Origin of the sequence: Nocardia sp. NPDC049149 (genome assembly GCF_043197455.1) — a bacterium.
GTDB lineage: Bacteria > Actinomycetota > Actinomycetes > Mycobacteriales > Mycobacteriaceae > Nocardia.
Genome location: NZ_JBICTD010000004.1, coordinates 132183 through 151721, shown reverse-complemented (window position 1 = coordinate 151721; position 19539 = coordinate 132183). Strand labels below are relative to the sequence as shown.

13 protein-coding genes are annotated in these 19539 nt (G+C 68.1%); 2 read left to right on the top strand and 11 right to left on the bottom strand.

The window, feature by feature from the left end; translation table 11 throughout:
- Nucleotides 1-34: 34 nt before the first annotated feature.
- Genes ACGFNJ_RS16560 through ACGFNJ_RS16520 form a run of 9 tightly spaced genes read right to left on the bottom strand, consistent with a single transcriptional unit; the run spans nucleotide 35 to nucleotide 16105 of the window.
- Complete coding sequence (locus ACGFNJ_RS16560; protein ID WP_393448122.1) at nucleotides 35-1423, bottom strand: nucleotidyltransferase family protein; 1389 nt, start codon at nucleotides 1421-1423, stop codon at nucleotides 35-37.
- Nucleotides 1420-2718: an aminotransferase class I/II-fold pyridoxal phosphate-dependent enzyme gene (locus ACGFNJ_RS16555; protein WP_393448120.1), complete on the bottom strand. Its 1299-nt coding sequence runs from the start codon at nucleotides 2716-2718 to the stop codon at nucleotides 1420-1422. The genes ACGFNJ_RS16560 and ACGFNJ_RS16555 overlap by 4 nt, the downstream gene beginning before the upstream one ends.
- Complete coding sequence (locus ACGFNJ_RS16550) at nucleotides 2715-5447, bottom strand: PEP/pyruvate-binding domain-containing protein (RefSeq protein WP_393448118.1); 2733 nt, start codon at nucleotides 5445-5447, stop codon at nucleotides 2715-2717. Before ACGFNJ_RS16550 ends, ACGFNJ_RS16555 begins: the two co-directional genes overlap by 4 nt.
- Nucleotides 5444-6862 (bottom strand): cytochrome P450, encoded by a 1419-nt coding sequence (locus tag ACGFNJ_RS16545; RefSeq protein ID WP_393448116.1) that lies wholly within the window; start codon nucleotides 6860-6862, stop codon nucleotides 5444-5446. The genes ACGFNJ_RS16550 and ACGFNJ_RS16545 overlap by 4 nt, the downstream gene beginning before the upstream one ends.
- Nucleotides 6859-8571, bottom strand: coding sequence for a fatty acyl-AMP ligase (locus ACGFNJ_RS16540; RefSeq protein ID WP_393448114.1), 1713 nt, complete (start codon nucleotides 8569-8571; stop codon nucleotides 6859-6861). Before ACGFNJ_RS16540 ends, ACGFNJ_RS16545 begins: the two co-directional genes overlap by 4 nt.
- On the bottom strand, nucleotides 8568-8840 hold the full coding sequence (locus ACGFNJ_RS16535) for an acyl carrier protein (protein WP_393448112.1): 273 nt from the start codon (nucleotides 8838-8840) through the stop codon (nucleotides 8568-8570). Before ACGFNJ_RS16535 ends, ACGFNJ_RS16540 begins: the two co-directional genes overlap by 4 nt.
- Nucleotides 8833-9687: a hypothetical protein gene (locus ACGFNJ_RS16530; protein ID WP_393448110.1), complete on the bottom strand. Its 855-nt coding sequence runs from the start codon at nucleotides 9685-9687 to the stop codon at nucleotides 8833-8835. Before ACGFNJ_RS16530 ends, ACGFNJ_RS16535 begins: the two co-directional genes overlap by 8 nt.
- A complete protein-coding gene (locus ACGFNJ_RS16525; RefSeq protein ID WP_393448108.1) occupies nucleotides 9684-15521 on the bottom strand; it encodes an aminotransferase class III-fold pyridoxal phosphate-dependent enzyme in 5838 nt (1945 codons plus the stop codon). Before ACGFNJ_RS16525 ends, ACGFNJ_RS16530 begins: the two co-directional genes overlap by 4 nt.
- On the bottom strand, nucleotides 15521-16105 hold the full coding sequence (locus ACGFNJ_RS16520; RefSeq protein ID WP_393449991.1) for an acyl carrier protein: 585 nt from the start codon (nucleotides 16103-16105) through the stop codon (nucleotides 15521-15523). The genes ACGFNJ_RS16525 and ACGFNJ_RS16520 overlap by 1 nt, the downstream gene beginning before the upstream one ends.
- Nucleotides 16106-16329: 224 nt before the next feature.
- On the opposite strand from ACGFNJ_RS16520, the gene ACGFNJ_RS16515 reads away from it, so the two are divergent.
- Both ACGFNJ_RS16515 and ACGFNJ_RS16510 read left to right on the top strand, forming a co-directional pair.
- Nucleotides 16330-17265: an SMP-30/gluconolactonase/LRE family protein gene (locus tag ACGFNJ_RS16515; RefSeq protein ID WP_393448106.1), complete on the top strand. Its 936-nt coding sequence runs from the start codon at nucleotides 16330-16332 to the stop codon at nucleotides 17263-17265.
- A gap of 214 nt (nucleotides 17266-17479) precedes the next feature.
- A complete protein-coding gene (locus ACGFNJ_RS16510; protein WP_393448104.1) occupies nucleotides 17480-18106 on the top strand; it encodes a TetR/AcrR family transcriptional regulator in 627 nt (208 codons plus the stop codon).
- Between the two features lie 46 nt (nucleotides 18107-18152).
- On the opposite strand, the gene ACGFNJ_RS16505 is transcribed toward ACGFNJ_RS16510, so the two are convergent.
- Together ACGFNJ_RS16505 and ACGFNJ_RS16500 are read right to left on the bottom strand one after the other, a co-directional pair.
- Nucleotides 18153-18626 (bottom strand): DUF2231 domain-containing protein, encoded by a 474-nt coding sequence (locus tag ACGFNJ_RS16505; RefSeq protein WP_393448102.1) that lies wholly within the window; start codon nucleotides 18624-18626, stop codon nucleotides 18153-18155.
- Between the two features lie 103 nt (nucleotides 18627-18729).
- On the bottom strand, nucleotides 18730-19497 hold the full coding sequence (locus tag ACGFNJ_RS16500; protein WP_393449988.1) for a collagen binding domain-containing protein: 768 nt from the start codon (nucleotides 19495-19497) through the stop codon (nucleotides 18730-18732).
- Between the last annotated feature and the right edge of the window lie 42 nt (nucleotides 19498-19539).

The following is a 19539-nucleotide window of genomic DNA, read 5'->3' as shown; positions in this document are numbered from 1 at the left end:
CCGCGATCATGGAGCGAAGCTACCGCTGGATCGGTCATTCTTGACCATCCAGCACCGCTTGCAGCTGACCACGCGTCATCCCGACCCCGGCGGCGAAGGCATCGATATCGACCGCCTGACCGGCGCGGCGCGCCCGCGGCACCGCGGCAATCCCGAGGTCTACGACCGTCTTGACCAATGCCGCGGGGAACAGCCACGGACCGAGATCCCGCTGGAACACCCTGGTCAGCCGATACGGCGCAGCCACCCGCGCACCGGCCCGCGCCAGCACGGTGGCGTCGGCGGGCAGCGAACTCATCTTCGCCGCCTCCGCGCCAGGCACCACCAGCAGGTTCGACCACAGTGCGCGGAACCGCGCCAGCTTCTCCCCCGGCGCCTGGGTCGCGTTGAACTCCAAGTACGCCTTCTCGATCCGCGCGGTGTGCGTCGACCGGCTGCGCAGCAGCGTGCGCACCGACCGGGTCTTGCGGGCGACGTCGTAGCGGTAGAAGGCGGTGACCTTCGAAGCTACCGCATCGATCACCTTGGCGCACAGTGGATTCGGCACCAGCAACTCGGCCAGCGAGAGCGCGTGGAAGACCAGGTTGTGCGAACCGGCCTTGTCGATCTCGGCAAGCAGCAGCTCGATATCGAGCTCGGCACCGGCGAACCGGACCAGATTCCAGATATCGGCGAGCTCGCGCAGCCCGGTCTTGTAGTAGGGCAGATGAATACACAGATGGTGCAGGTTGTCCTCGTGCGACATCGCCGACGCGCGCACGCCGTAGTAGTCGATCTCGCGCACCCGCGACCAGATCGCGGCGTAGTCGATGGTGTAACCGGCCAGCGGGGTGATCAGCCCCCAGTGCGTGCCGACCACCAGTCCACCGTCGCGGGACACGAACGACGGCAGGTGATGGGTCCGGCGTTCGCGCGCCTTCGGCGCCTTGCCGAGCAGCTCGGACACGCTGAACATGCCGAATTCGCGGTAGATCTCGATGACGGTGTCGATATCGGCGAGCTCGACGAGGATGTCGATGTCGTTCATCCGCTTGTACAGCGGGTCGCCGTAGACCTCTGCCGCGAACAGCATGCCCTTGAGCACCACCACCCGCACCCCGGCCTCGTGCAGCCTGCGCAGCAGCGGTAGTGCCCCCGCCAGCCTCGCCCGATTGACGTCGGCCACGGCACCAGCGACGGTCTCGAAGTTCGCGCGCACTGAGGTGGGCGCGACGTCGAACACCTTCGCGTTGCGTAGCCCAGCGGCCACCAAGGGTGCCGTCGCGCCTTGCGCCGCAAGGTCGAAGACCGCCGCCCAATCGCCGACCCGCGCGGCCGACAGCACCAGCTCGGCCCGTTCGTCGGCAGTCGGCGCGACCAGCGTCGCGAGCACAACCAGTCGTTCCTCGGCGGTCACGCCGCCTGCGAGCGCTCGCGCGGTCACGACACACCATCCTGATCCGGGTGGAAGCCGAATCGCCGTGCCACGGCGTCGATTCGGTCTACGGCGATATCGAGCTGGGCCCTGGTCAGCGTCGCCATCATGCTCACCCGGATGCGCTGCTGATCGCGCGGCACCGCAGGGAACTCGACGCCGTTGACGAACACACCCTCGGCATCGAGTGCGGCGACCACCTCGGCCACCGGTACCTCGGCAGGCACCAGGATCGGCACGATCGCCGTCTCCGGGTGCACCGCGAAACCGATGGCGCGCAACGCTTCCGCGAAGTAGCCGACGTTGTCGTGCAACGCGGCGACTCGCTCGGGATGGGCGTCGAGGAAGTCGATGGCGGCGAGCACCGACGCGACCACCCCGGGCGACAAGGCCGCGGAGAACATGTAGGGCCTGGCGAAGAACCGGAGGTAGTCCACCAGATCCTTTGAGCCAGCGACGAATCCGCCGGTCGTTGCGAACACCTTGGAGAACGTGCCCATGGCGATGTCGACCCGGCCCTCCAGGCCGAAATGCTCTGCGGTGCCACGCCCTCGGGCGCCGAGCACGCCGGTGCCGTGCGCGTCGTCCACCGCGAGCCACGCGCCGAAACTGTCACACAGCTCGCGGATCTCGGCCAGCGGCGCGATATCGCCGTCCATCGAGTAGACGCCCTCGACGGCGACCACGACATTGGCCCCCGGATTGCGCCAGCGCGCCTGCATCAACCGCAGCCGCAGCTGCTCGACATCGTTGTGCTCGAACGACATCGACCGCACCCGCCCGAGCTGGATGCCGTCATACAGGCTCGCGTGGTTCTGCACGTCGTAGAGCAGCAGATCACCTTTGCCGAACAATCCGGTCACCCAGCCGACATTCGCCGCGAATCCTGAGGAGAACACCAGCGCCGATTCGCAGCCCTTCAGCTCGGCCAGCCGCTCCTCCAGCCGAACGTGCAGCGAGGTGGTGCCGTTCAGCAACGGCGGACCACCGCAGCCGACGCCGTACTCTTCGGTGGCGGCGACGGCGGCCGCGACGATCTCGGGTTCGTTGGCCAGCCCGAGATAGTTGTTCGAGCCGAGCATGATGACGTCCCTGGTCCCCGCCCCGTCGCGAAGCCGGACGGTCGCCCCCGCCGGACCCGCGATCTCGCGCAGGACGAAACCGAGCTCGCGCGATCGGGTCACATACGGCCGGAAGTCGGCGAACCGATCGGCGAACGTGCGTGCCGTCGGGTTGAGATAGTGCGCGAGACTAAAGTTTTCGCCGTGTCCGACGATCGCCTCCTCGCTGCCCGCGGTGTTCATACCGACCTCCGCCCGGTGATGGTGACCGTGCCGGCCCGCCCGTCGAGCGCGACGCGATCGCCGGAGCGCAGCAGGCTGGTGGCGTCGCGGACGCCGACGACGGTGGTGATGCCGAGTTCCCTGCCGATGATCGCGGTGTGCGACAACACGCTGCCCTTCTCGCTGACCAGTCCGCCCGCGGCGACCATCAAGAACACCCAGCCGGGATCCGTGGTCGTGGCGACAAGCACCTCACCGTCGATCGGGGTGTCGGCCTCCGGCTCATGCAGAACGAGCGCGGGCGCTTCGACCCGCCCCGGCGCACAGCCGATGCCGGTGAGTACCGTTGCTGTGCTGTCGTATTCGGCGAATTCGACCGAGTTGTCCGCGGCCGCGGCAATGCCGGAGGTGACGATACGGGCGGGCATCGGCTGCCCGCGCCAGCGGTCGTAGTCGGCCTTGCGCGCGGCGACGAGCGCGCGCGGATCGGCGTCAACGGCGGTCCCTCTGATCAATGCGGTGATCTCCTCGTAGGTCAGATAGAAGATGTCGTGCGGCGCGTCGAGCAGTCCTGCCTCGTGGAACTGCGCGCCGAGCGCCCGAAACACCCGCTTCACCAGGCCGAAGCATCGGCTCCGGCCGAGCCGCATGTTCTCGCGCTGCTTGACCGTTGCCCGCGCCTGCCGCAGGACTACCCGGAAGGCGATGCGGCGCAACGGATGTCCGCGCAATGCGGTGCCGATCCGCGCCTCGGCGGCGTGCCGGATATCGCGTTCACGAGCCTGCATCTGCTCGACGTTCTGGCCGCCACGCACATAGTTGCGCAGGGCAGGCACCAGCCGATGCGGCCGCAGTGCGAGCGGATCGGTCTCCAGCTTGAGTTCGTCGACGGTCCGGTCGCCGTAGGCGTCGATGTGGGCCGCGCAGGCGGCGAGGAACTCGCCGAACCGGGAGTCGGTGTGCAACGTCGACCAGACCTCGACGGCGTCGCGCTCGCTGGCGAACAGCGCCGTCAGGGCTTCGTCGTCGCGGATCCTGGCGGCGAGCGCGAGCACGGATACGACGGGTTCGACACTGTCGACACCCTTTTCACCGCAGAACAGCTCGTTGCGCACCGTCAGCGCCTCGTCGCCGGTGATGCCGGAGCGCTCGATCAGTCCGCCGACGACGTGGAAAAGCTGTTGCGCGAGAAAGTCATTGAAGATCTGCACCGAATAGGCGGGCACGAGTTGAGTGATGCAGCGCTCCAGCCAGCCGAGCAGTTGATGCGGATCGCGCTCGCGCTCCGGGGTTTCAGGCGCGAACCGCCGCCCGAGATCCGCGGTGAAGTCGCCGAGCACGGCGAAAAAGCCCGCAAGCCGTTTCGGCAGGCGCAGCCAGCCGAACAACAGGATGACCACGATGCGTACCCGGCGATAGGCGGCGCGCAGCCGGGCGAACGCCGATCGCGGTGCGGCGGGACGCCGATAGCGGTTCTCGATGCCGAGCGCGGCCTCCCAGCCCTCGATGGCCGATTCCATGCCCGGGATCTGCAGGAACAGCCGATACCAGTTGCTGATGTTGTAGTAGATGTGCCCGTGTGCGAGGCCGACCAGGTACGGGTACAGATCCGCGGCGTTCGCACGCACGGTGGCGCGGCTGGCGCCGAAGCTCCGGTGACAGGCGCGGAATACCTGCTCGTAGGCCAATCGGACCACCGAGAAGGTCAGCGGGCTGGACAGGCCGGGATACGACTCGGCGACATTGACGTTGTCGAAGACGGTTTCGTGCGCGCCGGTCGCGGTGATCGGCCGGGTCTGCAACAGGTACATCGTGCCGTTCGCGTCGACCGCCCATTCGATGTCCTGTGGCGCACCGAGTTCGACGGACAGGCGCAAGGCGATGTCCACCACCTCGATGACCCGGTCGTCGTCGAGCGCGGCGGCGGTGGACGCGGCGATGGTTTCGATCTCGGTGCCCGCGGCGCCAAGGATCACCCGGCTGCGCTTGTCCGCGACCGCCCGCGTGGTGAGGGTGCGCGAGCGCACGTCGACGAAATACGTGTCGCATTCGACGGATCCCGACACCACGCCCTCGCCGAGGCCGAACGCGGCCGAGACCACCGCTTCCTGAGGATCGCCGCTCTGCGGGTTGCAGGCGAACGCGACACCGGCGACGGTGCTGTCGACGAGCGCCTGCACTATCACCGCAGGCTCCGGCACCGCGTCGGCCAGCCCACGGCGGGCCCGATAGAACAGTGCGCGTTCGGAGTAGGCCGATGCCAAACAGGTCAGCACCGCCGTATCGACCTGGTCAGGCGAGACGCCAAGGACGGTATCCAGCTGTCCGGCAAAGGAATCGGCCGCAGAGTCCTCGCCGCGCGCGGAGGAGCGCACGGCAAGAATGTGCGTACCCAGCGCACCGATCGCGGTCTTCAGTTCGGACCGAATGTCCTCGGGCACCGCGAGTTCGGCGATCAGCACGCCGATGGCGGCGGCGGTGTCGCGCAACGAGCCACGGTCCTGCGGATCCAACGCGGCCAGCACGGTATCGATCTCCGGTGCGACCGGGCGCAGGATCCTGGTGCACGCTTCAACGGTGAGGACGCAGAACCGCGGCACGGTGTAGCCGCGCGCCACCAGCCAGGCCAGGTTGGCGGCCTTGTGGCCCACCAGATCCGGGCCCACCTCGGCGACCTCCCGCTCGTCGAGCACCGCGGTAGCGAAGCCTGGGCCGCCCCGCATCGAATCGCTCTGCGGCGCCGCTGTCATCGCGTCACCTCGGTATGCGCCACCGGGCAGCCCACCGACGCGGCAGGCGCGGCCACGGTTCCACTGCCCGCCCGCCGGTTTCGGACGCGCACGAGCACCGGCCCCGGCGTATTGGAGATCTCGGGGTGCTCACGCACCCGCAGGCCGTTGACCAGTTCGATATCGAAGCGGGACAACAGCATCGACAAGCCGACTCGTACCTCGGTCAGCGACAGGTGCTGGCCGACACACAGATGCGGTCCCCAGCCGAACGGGAAGTAGTGCAACGCGGGCCTAGCGCGCACCGCCTCGGGGGTGAACCGATCCGGGTCGAAACGCAGGGGCGCAGACCAGAATTCGGGCAGCCGGTGATTCACGAACGGGCTGATCACAATCAGCGCACCCTTGCCGAGGTCGAAGCTGTCGAACGAATCGGGGGCGAGCGAGGTGCGGCTGAACGCCCACGCGGGCGGGTGCAGGCGCATGCTCTCATCGATCGCACGGCCGGTCAGCTCGAGCAGACCGACGCTCGCCGCATCGGGTGCGCCGCCGCCGAGTCTGCCGTCCACCTCGTCGACGACATCACGCAATACGGCTGTATTGCGGCACAATTCGTAGATCGTCCAGGCGAGCGCGCCGCCGGTGGTCTCGTGCCCGGCGAGTAGGAAGGTCAGCACCTCATGGCGCAGCTGCTGCTCGTCCATGGCGTGACCGTCGTCGTCACGGGCGGCGAGCAAGCGGCTCAACAGATCTCCCTGTGCGTCCTCGCCGGTGCGGTGCGCCGCGATGACGTCGTCGACCACCTGATGCAGCCGCGCGAGAATCTTGCGGAACCGGCGGTTGGCCGGGGTCGGCACCGAAGGTGGCAGCGGCACCGGGGACGCCATGTTCCGCATCACCCAGTCGACGCCGTCGCGCACGTCCTCCTCGATCCGCGGCATCAGGCCTGCCACGTCGGCGCCCATCACCGCGCGGCAGACCACATCCGCCGCGAAACCCATCACCACGGGCACCAGGTCGAACACCTCGCCGGTGTCCGCGTGTGCGGCGATCTTGGCCAGCATGCGATCAGCGCACTCGACCATCAGCGGCACCTCGTCGGTGACGTGTTTGCGCCCGAACGCGGGTTTGATCAACGCGCGCTGCCGATGCCATAGCGGACCGTCGCTGGTGAGCAGGCCGGGGCCGAGCAGATGGTCGAGGCTGCGATAGCTGATGCCCTTCGCATAGCCGTCGACATTGGTCACCATCACCTGACGGATGTGCGCCGGATCCACCAGCAAGTGCAGCTGCTCGTAGACCAGGCGCAGGCGGACACTGCCGCCGAAGGCGTTGGCCTGCTCGTAGAACAGGGTCAGCGGATCGCGGCGATAGTCGAGGTACGCGCCGAGCGGATTCCGGAAGGCCGGGCCGGCCAGCCTGCGAGTCGCGGTCATCGGGCACCGACGCTGGCCGTCACGAGTGTGGAGTTGTGCAGGAAGCGCCGATAGGCCTCGGCGCGTTGCACTTTGCCGCTCGTGGTCTTCGGAATACTGCGCTTGGGCACCAGCGCGATACCTGCCGCCAGCACTCCGGTGCGCACGCTTACCGCAGCACGGATGGCCCGGCGCAGCTGATCGTGCTCTGCCGCGTCGACCTCGGTCTCCACGATCAGGTGCAGCGCCTCGGAGTCGCTGCCCGGTCCGCGATGGCCGCAGGCGACCACGCCGCCGGTCCGGACGCCCGGCACGGACTCCGCGGCCTTTTCGAAGTCGGCGGGGAAATAGTTCGCGCCTCTGATGATGATCAGATCCTTGTGTCGTCCGGTGACCCGCAGGTGCCCGTCGCGCAGATAACCCAGATCGCCCGTCTGCCACCAGCCGTCGGCGTCGGTCGCCGCAGCGGTCTCGGCGGGCAGGGCGAAATAGCCTGCGGTGCGCGATGGCCCGCGAAACTGTATGTGCCCCAACCGGTTCTCGCCGAGCGGACTGCCCTGTGCGTCCACGATCCGCAGCTCGGTGCCCGAGACCGGCGGCCCGCAGTCGACGATGTGCAGTGCGTCGGAATCGTCTTCGGCGACATCGACGACCTCACCGTCCAACGCCAGCGAGGTACGCCCGACCGCGTCGTAGGCGAACGGCGCGCGCGGGCCTGCCACGGTAATGGCGAGCGCACCCTCGGCCATGCCGTAGCAGGGCACGAGCGCGTCGGCGGGTAGCCCCCATCGCCCGAATCGGTCGACGAAACCCCGGACCGTCTCGGGCACAATGGGTTCGGCCCCGCAGAACAGGAACCGCCAGGACGACAGGTCGACGCCGTCGAGGTCCTCGTCCCGAATCCTGGCCGCGGCGTAGCCGAACGCGAAATTGGGTGCCGCGGTGATGGTTCCCCGATACTTCCCGACATTCTGCAGCCACTCGGCCGGCGCACGCAGAAAGCGGCTCGGCGGCAGCAGCACGGCGGCCGCGCCGGAGAAGACCGGCGTCAACGATCCGCCGATCAAGCCCATGTCGTGATAGAGCGGCAGCCAGCCGACCCAGGTGTCGTCCGGTCCGCAGCCGCAGGCGCGGGAGATCTGTTCGCAGTTCGCGGCGAGATTCCCGTGCGAGACGAGCACGCCCTTGGGCGTTCCGGTGGAACCGGACGTGCACTGGATGAACGCCACGTCGTCCGCGGCGGGCAGCACCGGCGCACGGGTCGGCGCGTCCGCGCTCGTCGCCCGGCGATGCAGCGCATCGCCATCCAGCACGACGACATCGTGAACCAGCGCCGAAAGTGCCTCGGCCACGGCCGGAGTCGTCACGATGGCCGACGGCCGCAGATAGTCCACGAGCCTGGCGAACTTGTCGGCGAACAACTCGAGACTGCCGAACCCGCCCGGCGTCGCCACCGCGGTGGGTACCGCGCCGAGGAACTGGACGCCGAAGAATGTGGTCAAGAAGCCCGGCGAGGTGGGCAGACAGAGCAGCACCCGATCACCGCGGCGCACACTGCCCTCGGCCAGCGCCGCGGCGGACCTGCCCGCGGCCGTCGCGAGCTCGGCGTAGGAAATCTCCTGTGCGCCGGACGCTTCCGCGGCAAAGATCATCCGGGAGGTCGGTGCGGCACGGTCGAGATAGCTGAGCAGGGCGTGCACGATGCTCTCGTGCCGAGGGACCACGGTCACGACAGCTGCTCCCGCACGTAGGCGACGATCTGATCGACCGTGGCCAACTCCGCCGCGACGTCGTCGGGGATGGCGATGTCGAACACCTTCTCCAGTTGCACGGTGAGGTCGATCGCCGTCGGCGAATCGAGCCCGAAATCGACAAGCGGGGCCGTGACATCGATATCGGCGGCGGATAACCACAGCACCTCGGCGACCACGGCGCGCACCCTGGCTTCGATGTCGTTGTCGCGCTGGATGACAACGGATTCGGACACAGCATCATTCATCGAACAACCGCCCTTCGGTGACGCAGGTGGACACGGACTCGTCCAGGTCGACACCGTCGCTGGTGTCGATGGTGTGAAACCGCAGCTCGGGGAAGGCCGCGGTGAGCAGGTCGCGCGTGCGCAGGTAGCCGCCGCGCAATGTGTCGAGGAACTCCGGCGTTTCGTGCGCCTCCATGACCGCGCCCTTGCTGCGCAGCGCGCAGCGGGCCGCGGCCTGTGCCGGTGGCACATCGAGCCACAGCACCGCATCGGGCAACGTGGTGCGATAGCGCGCGCCCAGCGCCGCGACGCTGGTTGCCGTGTCGGCGCCGACCACATCGGCCACCTCGCCGAGCAGCTCCCACAGCTCGAATTTTTCACCGAGCCTGCGCATTTCGGCCGCGTGCCAGGCGGTGATCGCATCGTGCGCGCCGGGTTCGGTGCGGTCGAGAACCGCACGGAGCTCGTCGAACGCGGCCGCTCCGTTGCCGTCGATGCCCGCCAGCAGCAGATAGAACGGCCCGTACACCAGCGTTTCGATGAGCGGATGCCGTTCGCATACGAGGACAGCGGGCCGATAGGTGTCGGTGAAGAACCGTTCCACCGGCCCATACAGTGTCATCTGCAGGTACAACGCCAGCGCCTTCAGCTGCAGATTGCCGATCGTGTCCGCACCGTCGCTCATCGCCTTCAGCTGCCTGGACAGCGTGGCGAACGGGGCATTGCGGGTGTCGTGGAAGTCCGGACAGGTGAAGGACTCGAATGTGGTTGTCCGCGGCGCCAATTCGCGCAGGCGCGCCAGCACCGAGGATTTCCCGCAGCCGTCGATGCCGACGACCGCAACCCGCCGGGTTGGGGTGTCGCTCACCGGTCATCGCCTTCCAGCCGGGCCAGGATATCGGCGGTGATGGCGTCCGCTGGTGCGGTGCCGTCCAGTTCGATCCAGCCGAACTCCGTGGACAACGCGCCGATGGCCTCATGTGCCCGTGACTGGAACTCGAGGAACTCCTGCTGGTCGCCGTAGCCGCTCTCGTAATCGCTGCGCTTGTTCTTGCGCGACAGTGCGTCCTGCGGCGAAATCCCCAGGTGGAAGGTGAGATCGGGCTCCGGGAAGCCGGAGGCGAGCGCGCGAAGCACCGCAGGATCGCCGCCGTAGGCGACCTCGGTGGCGTAGTACTTGTACCAATAGGCGTTGACCAGCAACACATCCGGTCCGCGGGCGGCCGCCAGATCGAGCGCGAGCTGCATGGCGTGGAAGAGGAAGTGGGTCCGCGCCAGCGGGTTGAGCAACTGCAGATACTGGTAGATCTGGCCGGGCCGGTCGAACGGCAGCTTCGACGCGACGCTCGGATCGAGGAAGGCGTCCCAGATCGTCACCGAGGCCACCGTTTGACCATGCGATTCGAAGGCGGCCGCCAGGCGCGCGACCTGAGTCGTTTTACCGGAACCGTCGCCGCCCGCAATGCAGATCATCCGCTTGCGCATGGCCAGGGCATCACGCTCGCCTGCGGCGGCGCCGGATCGGACCGGGTCGGTAACGTCGGACATCATGGCTCCTGAGTTTTCGAGAGGGAGAACACCGAGCGCGCCGCCGTCAGGCGCGCCTGGCAGGGAATCGGATTCGGCCACCTCGGCACCCCCCTGGTCGAGGACCTCGACCGTGCCCGCACCGCCGTCGACACGCACGCGCTGCCCCGACCGCAGCACCTGCGTCGCCCCCGCCACATTGAGCACCGCGGGAATGCCGTACTCGCGTCCGATGACGGCGGCGTGCGACAACATGCCGCCGACCTCGGTGACGACGCCGGCGACCAGACCGAGCGCAGGCGTCCACCCGGGATCGGTGAACTGCGTGACCAGAATGTCGCCGGTGCGCAGCTGCCCGATGTCGCGCAGCGAGGTGAGCACGCGGACGGTGCCCTCGACCACCCCGGGACTGCAGCCGAGACCGGTCAGTGCCGAGTCGCCGCCCCGCGCGACCGGCACCGCGGTGATGCCTCGACCGAGCTCGTGCGGCGGGATCAGGTCGCGATAGCCGTCGTACATCGCGCGCCGATAGCGCAGCTGCTCAGCCAGATCCGGTGCAGCACTGCGGCTTCGAGCCAGCTCGACCAGTTCGTGCATGGACAGCATGAACACCTGGTCCGGTGCGGCGAGACACCCGTCGGCCGCCAGACGCGACCCGGCCTCGACCACATAGGCGCGCACGATCGCATAGCAGCGTGCCGAGTGGTCCCGCATGCGTTCGCGGGCAATCAGATAGCGCCGGGCGCGCTCGACGTGGCGCTCCAACGCCGCGCTGAACCGCACGCGCGCACGCAGATCCGACCGCACCGCGCGCCGCAGGGTCGCGAGCGCGGCATCGAATTTCGCGCGCTGCTCGGTCAGCGCGCGGTCGGGATCGGCGGGTGGCGTCCCCGCCACGATCATCGACTCGATCATCGACCGCACCCGCTCCGGCTGTTCCGACCAGCGCGGGCAGGTCAGCTCGAGCTCGGCATCGGCGTGAAATCCGTGCTCGGCCAGGAACTCCGCCAGCGCGGCGGCCCACTCCGGCCCGTCGAAGCCTGCCGCAACCGCGACGCCGTACAGCGCGAGGATGCCGCGCTGCATCGCCATGTGGCCGATGTCGCCGAGCCCGCCCATCAGGTCGATGGCCACGATGGCCGAGCCGGTGCGCGCCTCGATCTTGTCGAGCAGACCCTTGAAATCGGTTTGCACGCTGCTGTTGTGGTAGATCGTGGTGAAGTAGGTGCGCTCGGTGTCGGCGTGGAAGTCGCGCAGGCACGCAACGAGATCGGGGTAGAACTCGGCATCGTCGGTGCGCGGCAGCGCCGCGACCCGCGCCCGCCAGCCCGGGTAGGTGGCCGACCAGGTCTCGGTGAATCGCGCGACCACGGCGAGCTGTTCGCGATAGCTCGCGTACAGCGCCCGCAGGATCGGCACCGCACGCGCCACAGTGACCGGGGTGATCGGCGTGCGCCGCGGTCCTTCAGCGCCGTAGTCCTTCGTGACGCCGAGATCGAGGTCGAAATGTTGCTCGTGGTAGCCGGGAACCTTGGTGTAGGAACGCTTTACGGCACCGGCATTCCAGTAGGGCCTGCCGTAGTACATGGCGACCCAGTCCGGCTCGTCCGCGGCGTCGAGCAGATGCAGGCCGACCAGGAACCGCTGCATCGAGTGCTGAAACGCGTTGTCGTACAACGAGAACATCAGCGGCGTGCACACCGTCGCGGCCACACCGCCGTCCCGGAAGTCGGCGTCGGTGAACTGTTCGATGTCGGTCCGCCAGCTCACCGCCGTGATCGCGCGCGATTGCAGCAACCACAGCACGCCGTCGCCGTCGATCGCCCATTCCAGGTCCTGCGGACGACGCCGGTAGGCCTGTACCGCGACCATCAGTCGGGCCAGCTCCGCGATCTCGGCAGCCGAGCATTCGACGGTCTCGTCGCCATCGATCCGGTCGAGCACCTCGCCATCGCGCAAGCGCAGGCGCACCGTCGTCGGCGTGACATGACCCGAGACCAGGCGCTCGCCGAGGCCACGGCAGCATTCGAGCACGCCGTTGTCCTCGATGCCGGACAGCGGGTCGATGGTGAACGCGACGCCCGCGGTGCGGGCCGGAATCAGCCGCTGCACCAGCACCGCCACCCGAGCCGCCGCCGTGTCGAAGCCCGCGCGGGTGAGATAGGCACGGACCCTGTCGCTTTCGGCGGAATGCCGGCAGTCCACGATGCGGCGGCGCAGCGTGTCCACGTCGCCGACATCGAGATAGGTTTGATAGAGCCCGGCGAAGCTCGCGTCGTCCAGGTCCTCGAGCACGCCGCTGGATCGCACGGCGACCGGGAAGCCGCCGAGCCGGTCGACCCAGTCGCGCAGCTCGGCATCGCTCAGGTCGCCGAGGTCGATGTCGGGCGCGAGCACGAATCCCGGTGGCACCGGGAATCCGGCGGCCTGCAGCTCGTGCAGCGTGCGCGCCTTCCCGCCCGCCGCGTCGATGGGAAAGTCCGCGGCGCCCAGCAGCGATGGTGACCTCTGTGGCATGGCGATGGTTCCTGACCTCGGCTGGCGAACGGGAAGTAGGTCGTGCCGCGCGGCCAGCTCGCGCGCGGCACGCACGCCCGCGACGGTGAGCGCGCCGTAGGAGGGGCTCGCGGTCTCCGGTTCGAAGCCGAGCAGGATGGTCTCGGCCATGCAGGCGTAGAGCACGCCGGGTTCGAGACCGGTCCCGGGAAAATCCGGAGTCTGCCCGAGCGGCAGCCGGATCCGGCCGCCTGCCAGCACGGTGACGTTGGGCAGCGCCGCGACCTCGGTCCCGACGTCGCCCGGCACCGCGAGGTCGCAGACCAGCACCGAGCGATCGGACGCGAGATGAGCAGGCTCGATGACCGGAGACGCCGCGTTGGTCGCGGTGACGATCACCCGGCAGTCCCGCAGTGCGGTCATGTCCTCGCGCACCAGCACCTCGGCGTCGACCAGCCGGTCCGCCACCCTCGACAGCCGCGACGCCGATCCGGGCCGCCCCACCAGCACGATCGAATCACAGTGCGGTGCAAGCAGTTCAGCCATCACCGCGCCGATATTGCCGAGGGCGCCGACCACGCCGACCGTGCGCACACCGGCAGGCAGCTCCGCGAGTTCGGCGCACAGCACCTCGTAAGCGCTTGCGGCGGTGAGCGAGTTGCCCGAGGTGACCCGCACACCGTCCTCGACGACGTCGCGCGAGCCGTCGGTGACGATCGAGGTGTACCCGCCGAGCCCGATCACCGAGGCGCCGTCGGTCACTGCGTCGTCGACGGCATCGAGTACCAGACGACGGGCCCACCGTCCCTGCCCGGCCCGCTGGTCGGCCACGATCTGCTCGGCCGACACCGGCACCGCGATCATGCTGACCTCGACCATGGCGCCGGTCGGCGACTCGACTGTCGCCCTGGTGATCTCGAACGGTTCCAGGACGCCACGCACGCGGTCGAACAGTGCGGCGCACTGAGTGTCCGACCAGCTCGCCAGCTCCGGTGCCAGCGTCCGCAGGGTCGATGCGGTGTCCAAATTCGCCAGGAAGGCGATCCGATGCGGTGCGGCGGGCGACTGCTCCGCGCTGCCACGCAGCCGCGGAACATGTTGCGGTGGAATCCAGGTGGTCGCGGCGGGCCTGGCAAGGTGGGCGAGCAGCCTGGCGTAGTCGCCGCGCCGGATCACGGCAGCGGTCGCGTCGAACGCACAGATGATCCGATCCACCTCGGCGGCGCTCAGATAGGCCGACGGTTGCAGGCGCAGCGTGGTCGGCGCCGAGAGGGTCGGCATGATCCGAATACCGTGCTCATGCAGGAAGTAACCGGCGATCAGGTAGCCCCACAGGTGCTGTGCGACGATCGCGCGCAACAGCGCCGAGTTCGGCTCGGGCAGACGCAACTCGAGGCCGAGCAGCAGCCCACGTCCGCGGACCTCGGCGACGACATCGGGCCAACGGGCGGCGAAGGCATCCAGCCGCAGGCGCAGCCGTGCGCCCGCGGCCACGATGCGCGGTTGCTCGATCGCCAAGAGATCGAGGGCCTTTGCCGCGATCGCCGCCGAGAAGTCGTCCTCGGCGAAGGTCGAGGTGTGATGCCTGCCGAACTCGAGCACGTAGTGCCGCGAGTCGACAAGCAGCGCCGAAATTTTCGCGAGTCCGCCGCCGAGCGACTTGGACAGCAGGTAGTAGTCGGCGTGCACACCGGAGGTCTCGGCCGCGAAGAAGGTGCCGGTTCGACCCATCCCACACTGGATTTCATCGAAGACGAGCGCCGCGTCGTGCCGATCAGCCAGCGCACGCAGGGCCGACAGCGTCGCGGCAGGCACCTCGTGCACCCCGCCCTCGCCCTGGATCGGTTCGGTGAAACACGCTGCCACCGACGAGACATGGCGCAGGACCGCGTGCGGCGCACCGGTGTCGTCCAAGGTCACGGCACAATACGGCCGCCGCTCACCGTCGAGCGCGCCGACAACCTGCTCCGGCGCCCAACTCGCCAGCCGGATCCTCCGCGGACCCGGCACCTCCAGATCGGCGGGCACACCGGCATTGTCGGTCAGGGCACCCGCGCCGACGGTTCGCCCATGGAAGGCGCCGCCGAGCGAGACGAACACTGGATCGGCCGCCTGGATCGCCGTGACGGTCGCGATCGATGCCGTCAGCACCGCCGCACAGCTGCGGCCCTCGGCAGGTCCTTGCTGGAAGACGTGGTCGGCGACGCCATCGCGACGCACCAGGCGCAGGGTGCGCTCCAGCTCTTCCGCGATCGCGGCCAACCGTCTATTGCGCGCTACCGCAGCATGTTTGATGGCCGCCTCGACCGCGTCCGCGCCGGTGCTACCGAACGTGACCACGTAGTCCGCGCCGGTGGCGGCGCCGGCCAGCGCGGAAAGGCGTTGTGCCAGTCGCGCGGCCGCGCCGCGGATGCTCGCTTGTGCGGCGAACGGCACCCGACCGCGCAGGCTGTCCTCGGCCACCCCGACCAGGGCCGGATGATTGTGCCCGAACAGCGTTGCACCGTGCCCGCCGACGAGATCGAGCACACCGTGTGTTCTGGGCCCGGCGGAAATCGGTGCCGCCGGGAACAATTCGTCGCCGCGCGCGGCGCCGTAGGTGATGTCCAGGTCGAGCGCGCGCAGCAGCCTGGCCAGCTCCGGCCTGGCGTGCGCGGCGTAGGACCGATACGAATCCATCACGCCGACCGGCCCACGGCCGGGCTCGCGGCAAGGCCTGCCAGCCTGGTCGCGATGTCGCGCACGGTGTGCATCGCGGCTGCTTGCTCGTCCGAAATTTCCACCTGGAAAAGGGTTTCCAGCTCGACGACGAGTTCGGCTGCGCGCACCGAGTCCATGCCGTACTCGACAAGGGCGGTATCCGGATCCAACTCCGTAACCTGAAGTTTGCGACTCACTAGGCCGCTGATTTGCTCAAAAACCTGGAGTGTCAAGAGTTTCGTAACCTTCCCGCGCTGTGTAGACGGGGCTTCCCACTCGGGCGACTGACGACGGCAGCGTTCGCTTCGGAAACGAACTAGCGGTAGGCAGCGCGACTGCGCGATGACAGGGTTCGGCACCTTCGCCGAAAAACACCGGTGAACCGGCAATTTCCTTGTACCGCACGGCAATAGCGGTGACCCGCGAGAAAGACGATCAGGATGTTCCTCGCCGGCAGGTCTCCCGGGACGCCGCGTCAGATCGTGATCGCCGCGCCAATTAGACCGTGCGACTTCACCGTACGGCCGCTCAACGGTTGCCGCAAGTTTTATTGCGACCACCATTTTTCTGTCTTGTGCGTGCCGCGTCACAGCGCTACGGTGTCTGCCATGGCCTGTGTCACATCGCGACCCGATCTGTGACGCACGGCACCAACATCGAACGCTTGGGGACCGAACTCGAATCGCCGGGGTCGGCACGAAACCGACTGTGCCCGTGCGTGTTCGAAGTCCGTCGCGCACCTTGATGGATCATCGGCTCATGCCCCGCCCGAGGAGAGGCAGCAGACATGAGAATTCGCGGCAACGTTGCCGGATCAGCTTTCGCGGCGCTGTCCAGCGTCGCACTCATCGCCGCGGTAGGCGCGACGACCGCCACCGCAGACCCGAGCCCCGTCGCAGGTTGCGGCCCGTGGCGCACCTCGGTCGTGGCCTCCGGCTATAACATGTTGGAAGGCTTGGCATTCGACGGCCGCGGCGGTCTGCTGCTTTCGGATCAATCAGCCAGTGGCACCGGCGGCGCCATCCGGCGCATCGATGCCGGAGGGGCACGCAGCACCTTGGCCACGGTGGACGGTCCTGGTGCGGTATTGGTTTCGAACAACACCGCCTACTTCGTCGCGGGGCTCAGCATGCCCTCGGTGTTGGCGGGACAGGCCAACGGAACCATCAACGCCATCGACCTGGACACCGGCGCGGTGTCGACGACCGTGTCGGGCCTGCGCGCGCCGAACGGTATCGCGCTGCTGCCCAACGGGGACTTCGTCGTCACCAGCGACATGGGGTCAGACACCCGAATGTCGTTGGTGCGCAACAATGTCTATGCAGGGCCGTTCGCAGCTCTGACCTCAACCAACGGCGTCGCCTACGATCAGTCCCGACGGCGCCTGTTCGTCTCGACCACCTTCGATCCGGCCACCACCATCGCGATGTTCGACATCGACCGCCCCGGCGCCGCGCCGACGCTGTTCACCCTGCCGGGATTCGGACCGCTCAACGGTGGCGACGATCTGACCGTCGGGTCGGACGGCATGGTGTACGTCGCGCTGAGCACCGGCGGCCGGATTGTTCGGCTCGACCCGGGCACCGGCGCCTCCTGCACCATCGCGGACAACCTGCCGTTGAGCACCGCCGTCGAATTCGGTTCCGGCCCAGGCTGGGATCAGGCCGCCCTCTATGCCACCAGCTACCTGGGCACTGTCACCAAATTGAACCCGACCTCCTAGTCGATACGCCAGAATCGCTGGCCCGAAGACTCTTTCGCTAGATCGCGCGCAAAGCCGCCGCACAGCCTTCGCTGTGCGGCGGCTTCTTGTGTCCGCCGGTAGCCATCGTCCAACCTTGGTCATCTGCACACAACATGCCGGTCATCTTTGGGCAATACGGCATGATTGTTGCAGCGCCCCACCCCTCGGCGCGAACAACAGGAGGAGCGCGACCGTGTCGAACACGACCACAGCGCGCCGTACCCAGGCCGAACGACGGGCCGAGACGAGCGCGAAACTGATCGAGGCGACGATACAGATCGTCTCCGAGCAGGGGTACGCGCAGGCCACCGTCAAGCCGATCTGCGATCGCGCAGGCGTGACGCACGGTGCGCTGTTCGGCCGCTTCGCCACCCGGCTCGATCTGATCGTCGCGGCGGCCGCCGAGGTTTCCCGGCGGCAACTGGAACGCTTCCTGGACAACATCGCCCGCCTGCCCGACATCGACGATCCGGCGGTCATCATGCCGCTGCTGCGGCAAAGCGCCCGCGCGCCGATCAATGCGGTCTGGAACGAATTGCTCGTCGCCGCACGCACCGACGATCAGTTGCGCGAGCGCCTCGCACCGGTCACGGCGGAATACGGCAGGGAGATACTCGCGGTGGCCGAAAAGGTGCCCGCGATGCAGAAGATTCCGCAAGAGCTGCGCAGCGGGGTGCTCTGGGTCCTCATCGCCCAGTGCGACGGGGACGCACTGACCCGGCTCCCCTTCCCGTCCGAGGACATGGATCGCCGGACCATGGACGTGTTCGTCACCATGCTCCAGCTGTACGTCGAATCCTTGGATCGACTGCCTTCCTGAATGTCGCTCGGCGAACCGGCGGTCGAATAATGCGCAACACCGTCGGTCACGAAGCCGATTGGGTACCGACGCCACCCCATACCGCCCGCGAGCCGGACTCGCCGATGCGATACACCTGCACCGATGCGGCTACGCTCGCGGCGATGGCGACCACCGCTACCGCGCCGATGATCAGCCGCGATACGGCGTGTCCGCGGATCAGACGCACGTGCACCGTCGCCACGAGAACTGCCGCAATCAAGAGCGGGATGGCGAAGTAGAGGAAGGTGTCGCCCAGCTGAGTGTGGTTCTCCAGGTGGGGATTTGCGCCGACATACTGCTCGAGCCATTCGCCGGCCTCGGTCGTGATCGGAGTCAGGATCACCACGACGACGGCAAGGAAGACCGCTGGCCACACGAGCCGTTGGCGAACCGACGGCCACAGCGCCGACAGGGTCACCGAGATCGCGGTCAACGGGACCACCACGACGATGACGTGGACGAGAAGGACGTGCACCGGAAGGCCGTTGAGGGTCGACATCGGCAAACTTTCATCCGCGAAGGCCTGCTGGTTGTGGCTTCGTCGCACTAATTGTGCGGCCGCTCGGCGTCTCCCGTGCGCCTGTTGGCCGAGCGCAGTTCGCTTATGACAGGTCGGCGTGTTCGTCGGCGTCGAAGCTCAACCAGATGTCGTGGTCGACTTGGCTTCCTGCGATCGTCACCTGGCCGGTCACCAGCGGGTACCCGCGGGCGACGACGGTGTACTCACCCTCGGGCAGGTCGGCGACGACGTAGCGGCCGTCCTCGTCGGTGTGGGTGGAACCGACGGCCGTGCCGGACCAGTCGAGCACGGTGACCCTGGCGTCGCGCACCGCTCTGCCTTCGGCGCGCACCGTTCCCCACAGCATCGCCATCGGGGCCAGCTCGATGTCGAAACGCAACCGGCCGCTGGCAGGCACGCTCAATGTCATTGCGGCAGGCCGCATCCGCGCGGCGACCGTCACGCACGTGTAGGTTCCCGCCATCACGCCCCGGCAGGCGTAGGTGCCGTCGGTCGCCGTGACCGCAGCGCCGACCACCTCGCCGCTCAGATCGGTCACGGTGACGGTGGCGTCGGCGACCGGCTCATGCGCGGCCGTGCGCACCACACCCGTCAACTCGCCTGCTCCCTGCAGCGTGATGTCGACATGCGCGATGCCGTCCGAGGCGGTGACATTCACCGCGGCCGGTTGATGCCCGTTGGCCGAGACGATCAGGACGTAGCTGCCCGGCGCGGGCGGCTCGATGGAGTAGGTGCCGTCGGGGTCGCCTTTCGCGCGCGAAACTTGGTGTCCCCGTTGGTCTATCAGCGTCAGTGCCGCGTCAGACACCAAGTGTCCGTCGTCGCGGCGAATGCAGCCGCCGATCGCCATGCCGCTTGGCGAGGTGATTCCCTGCTCGGTCGACATGTCCGA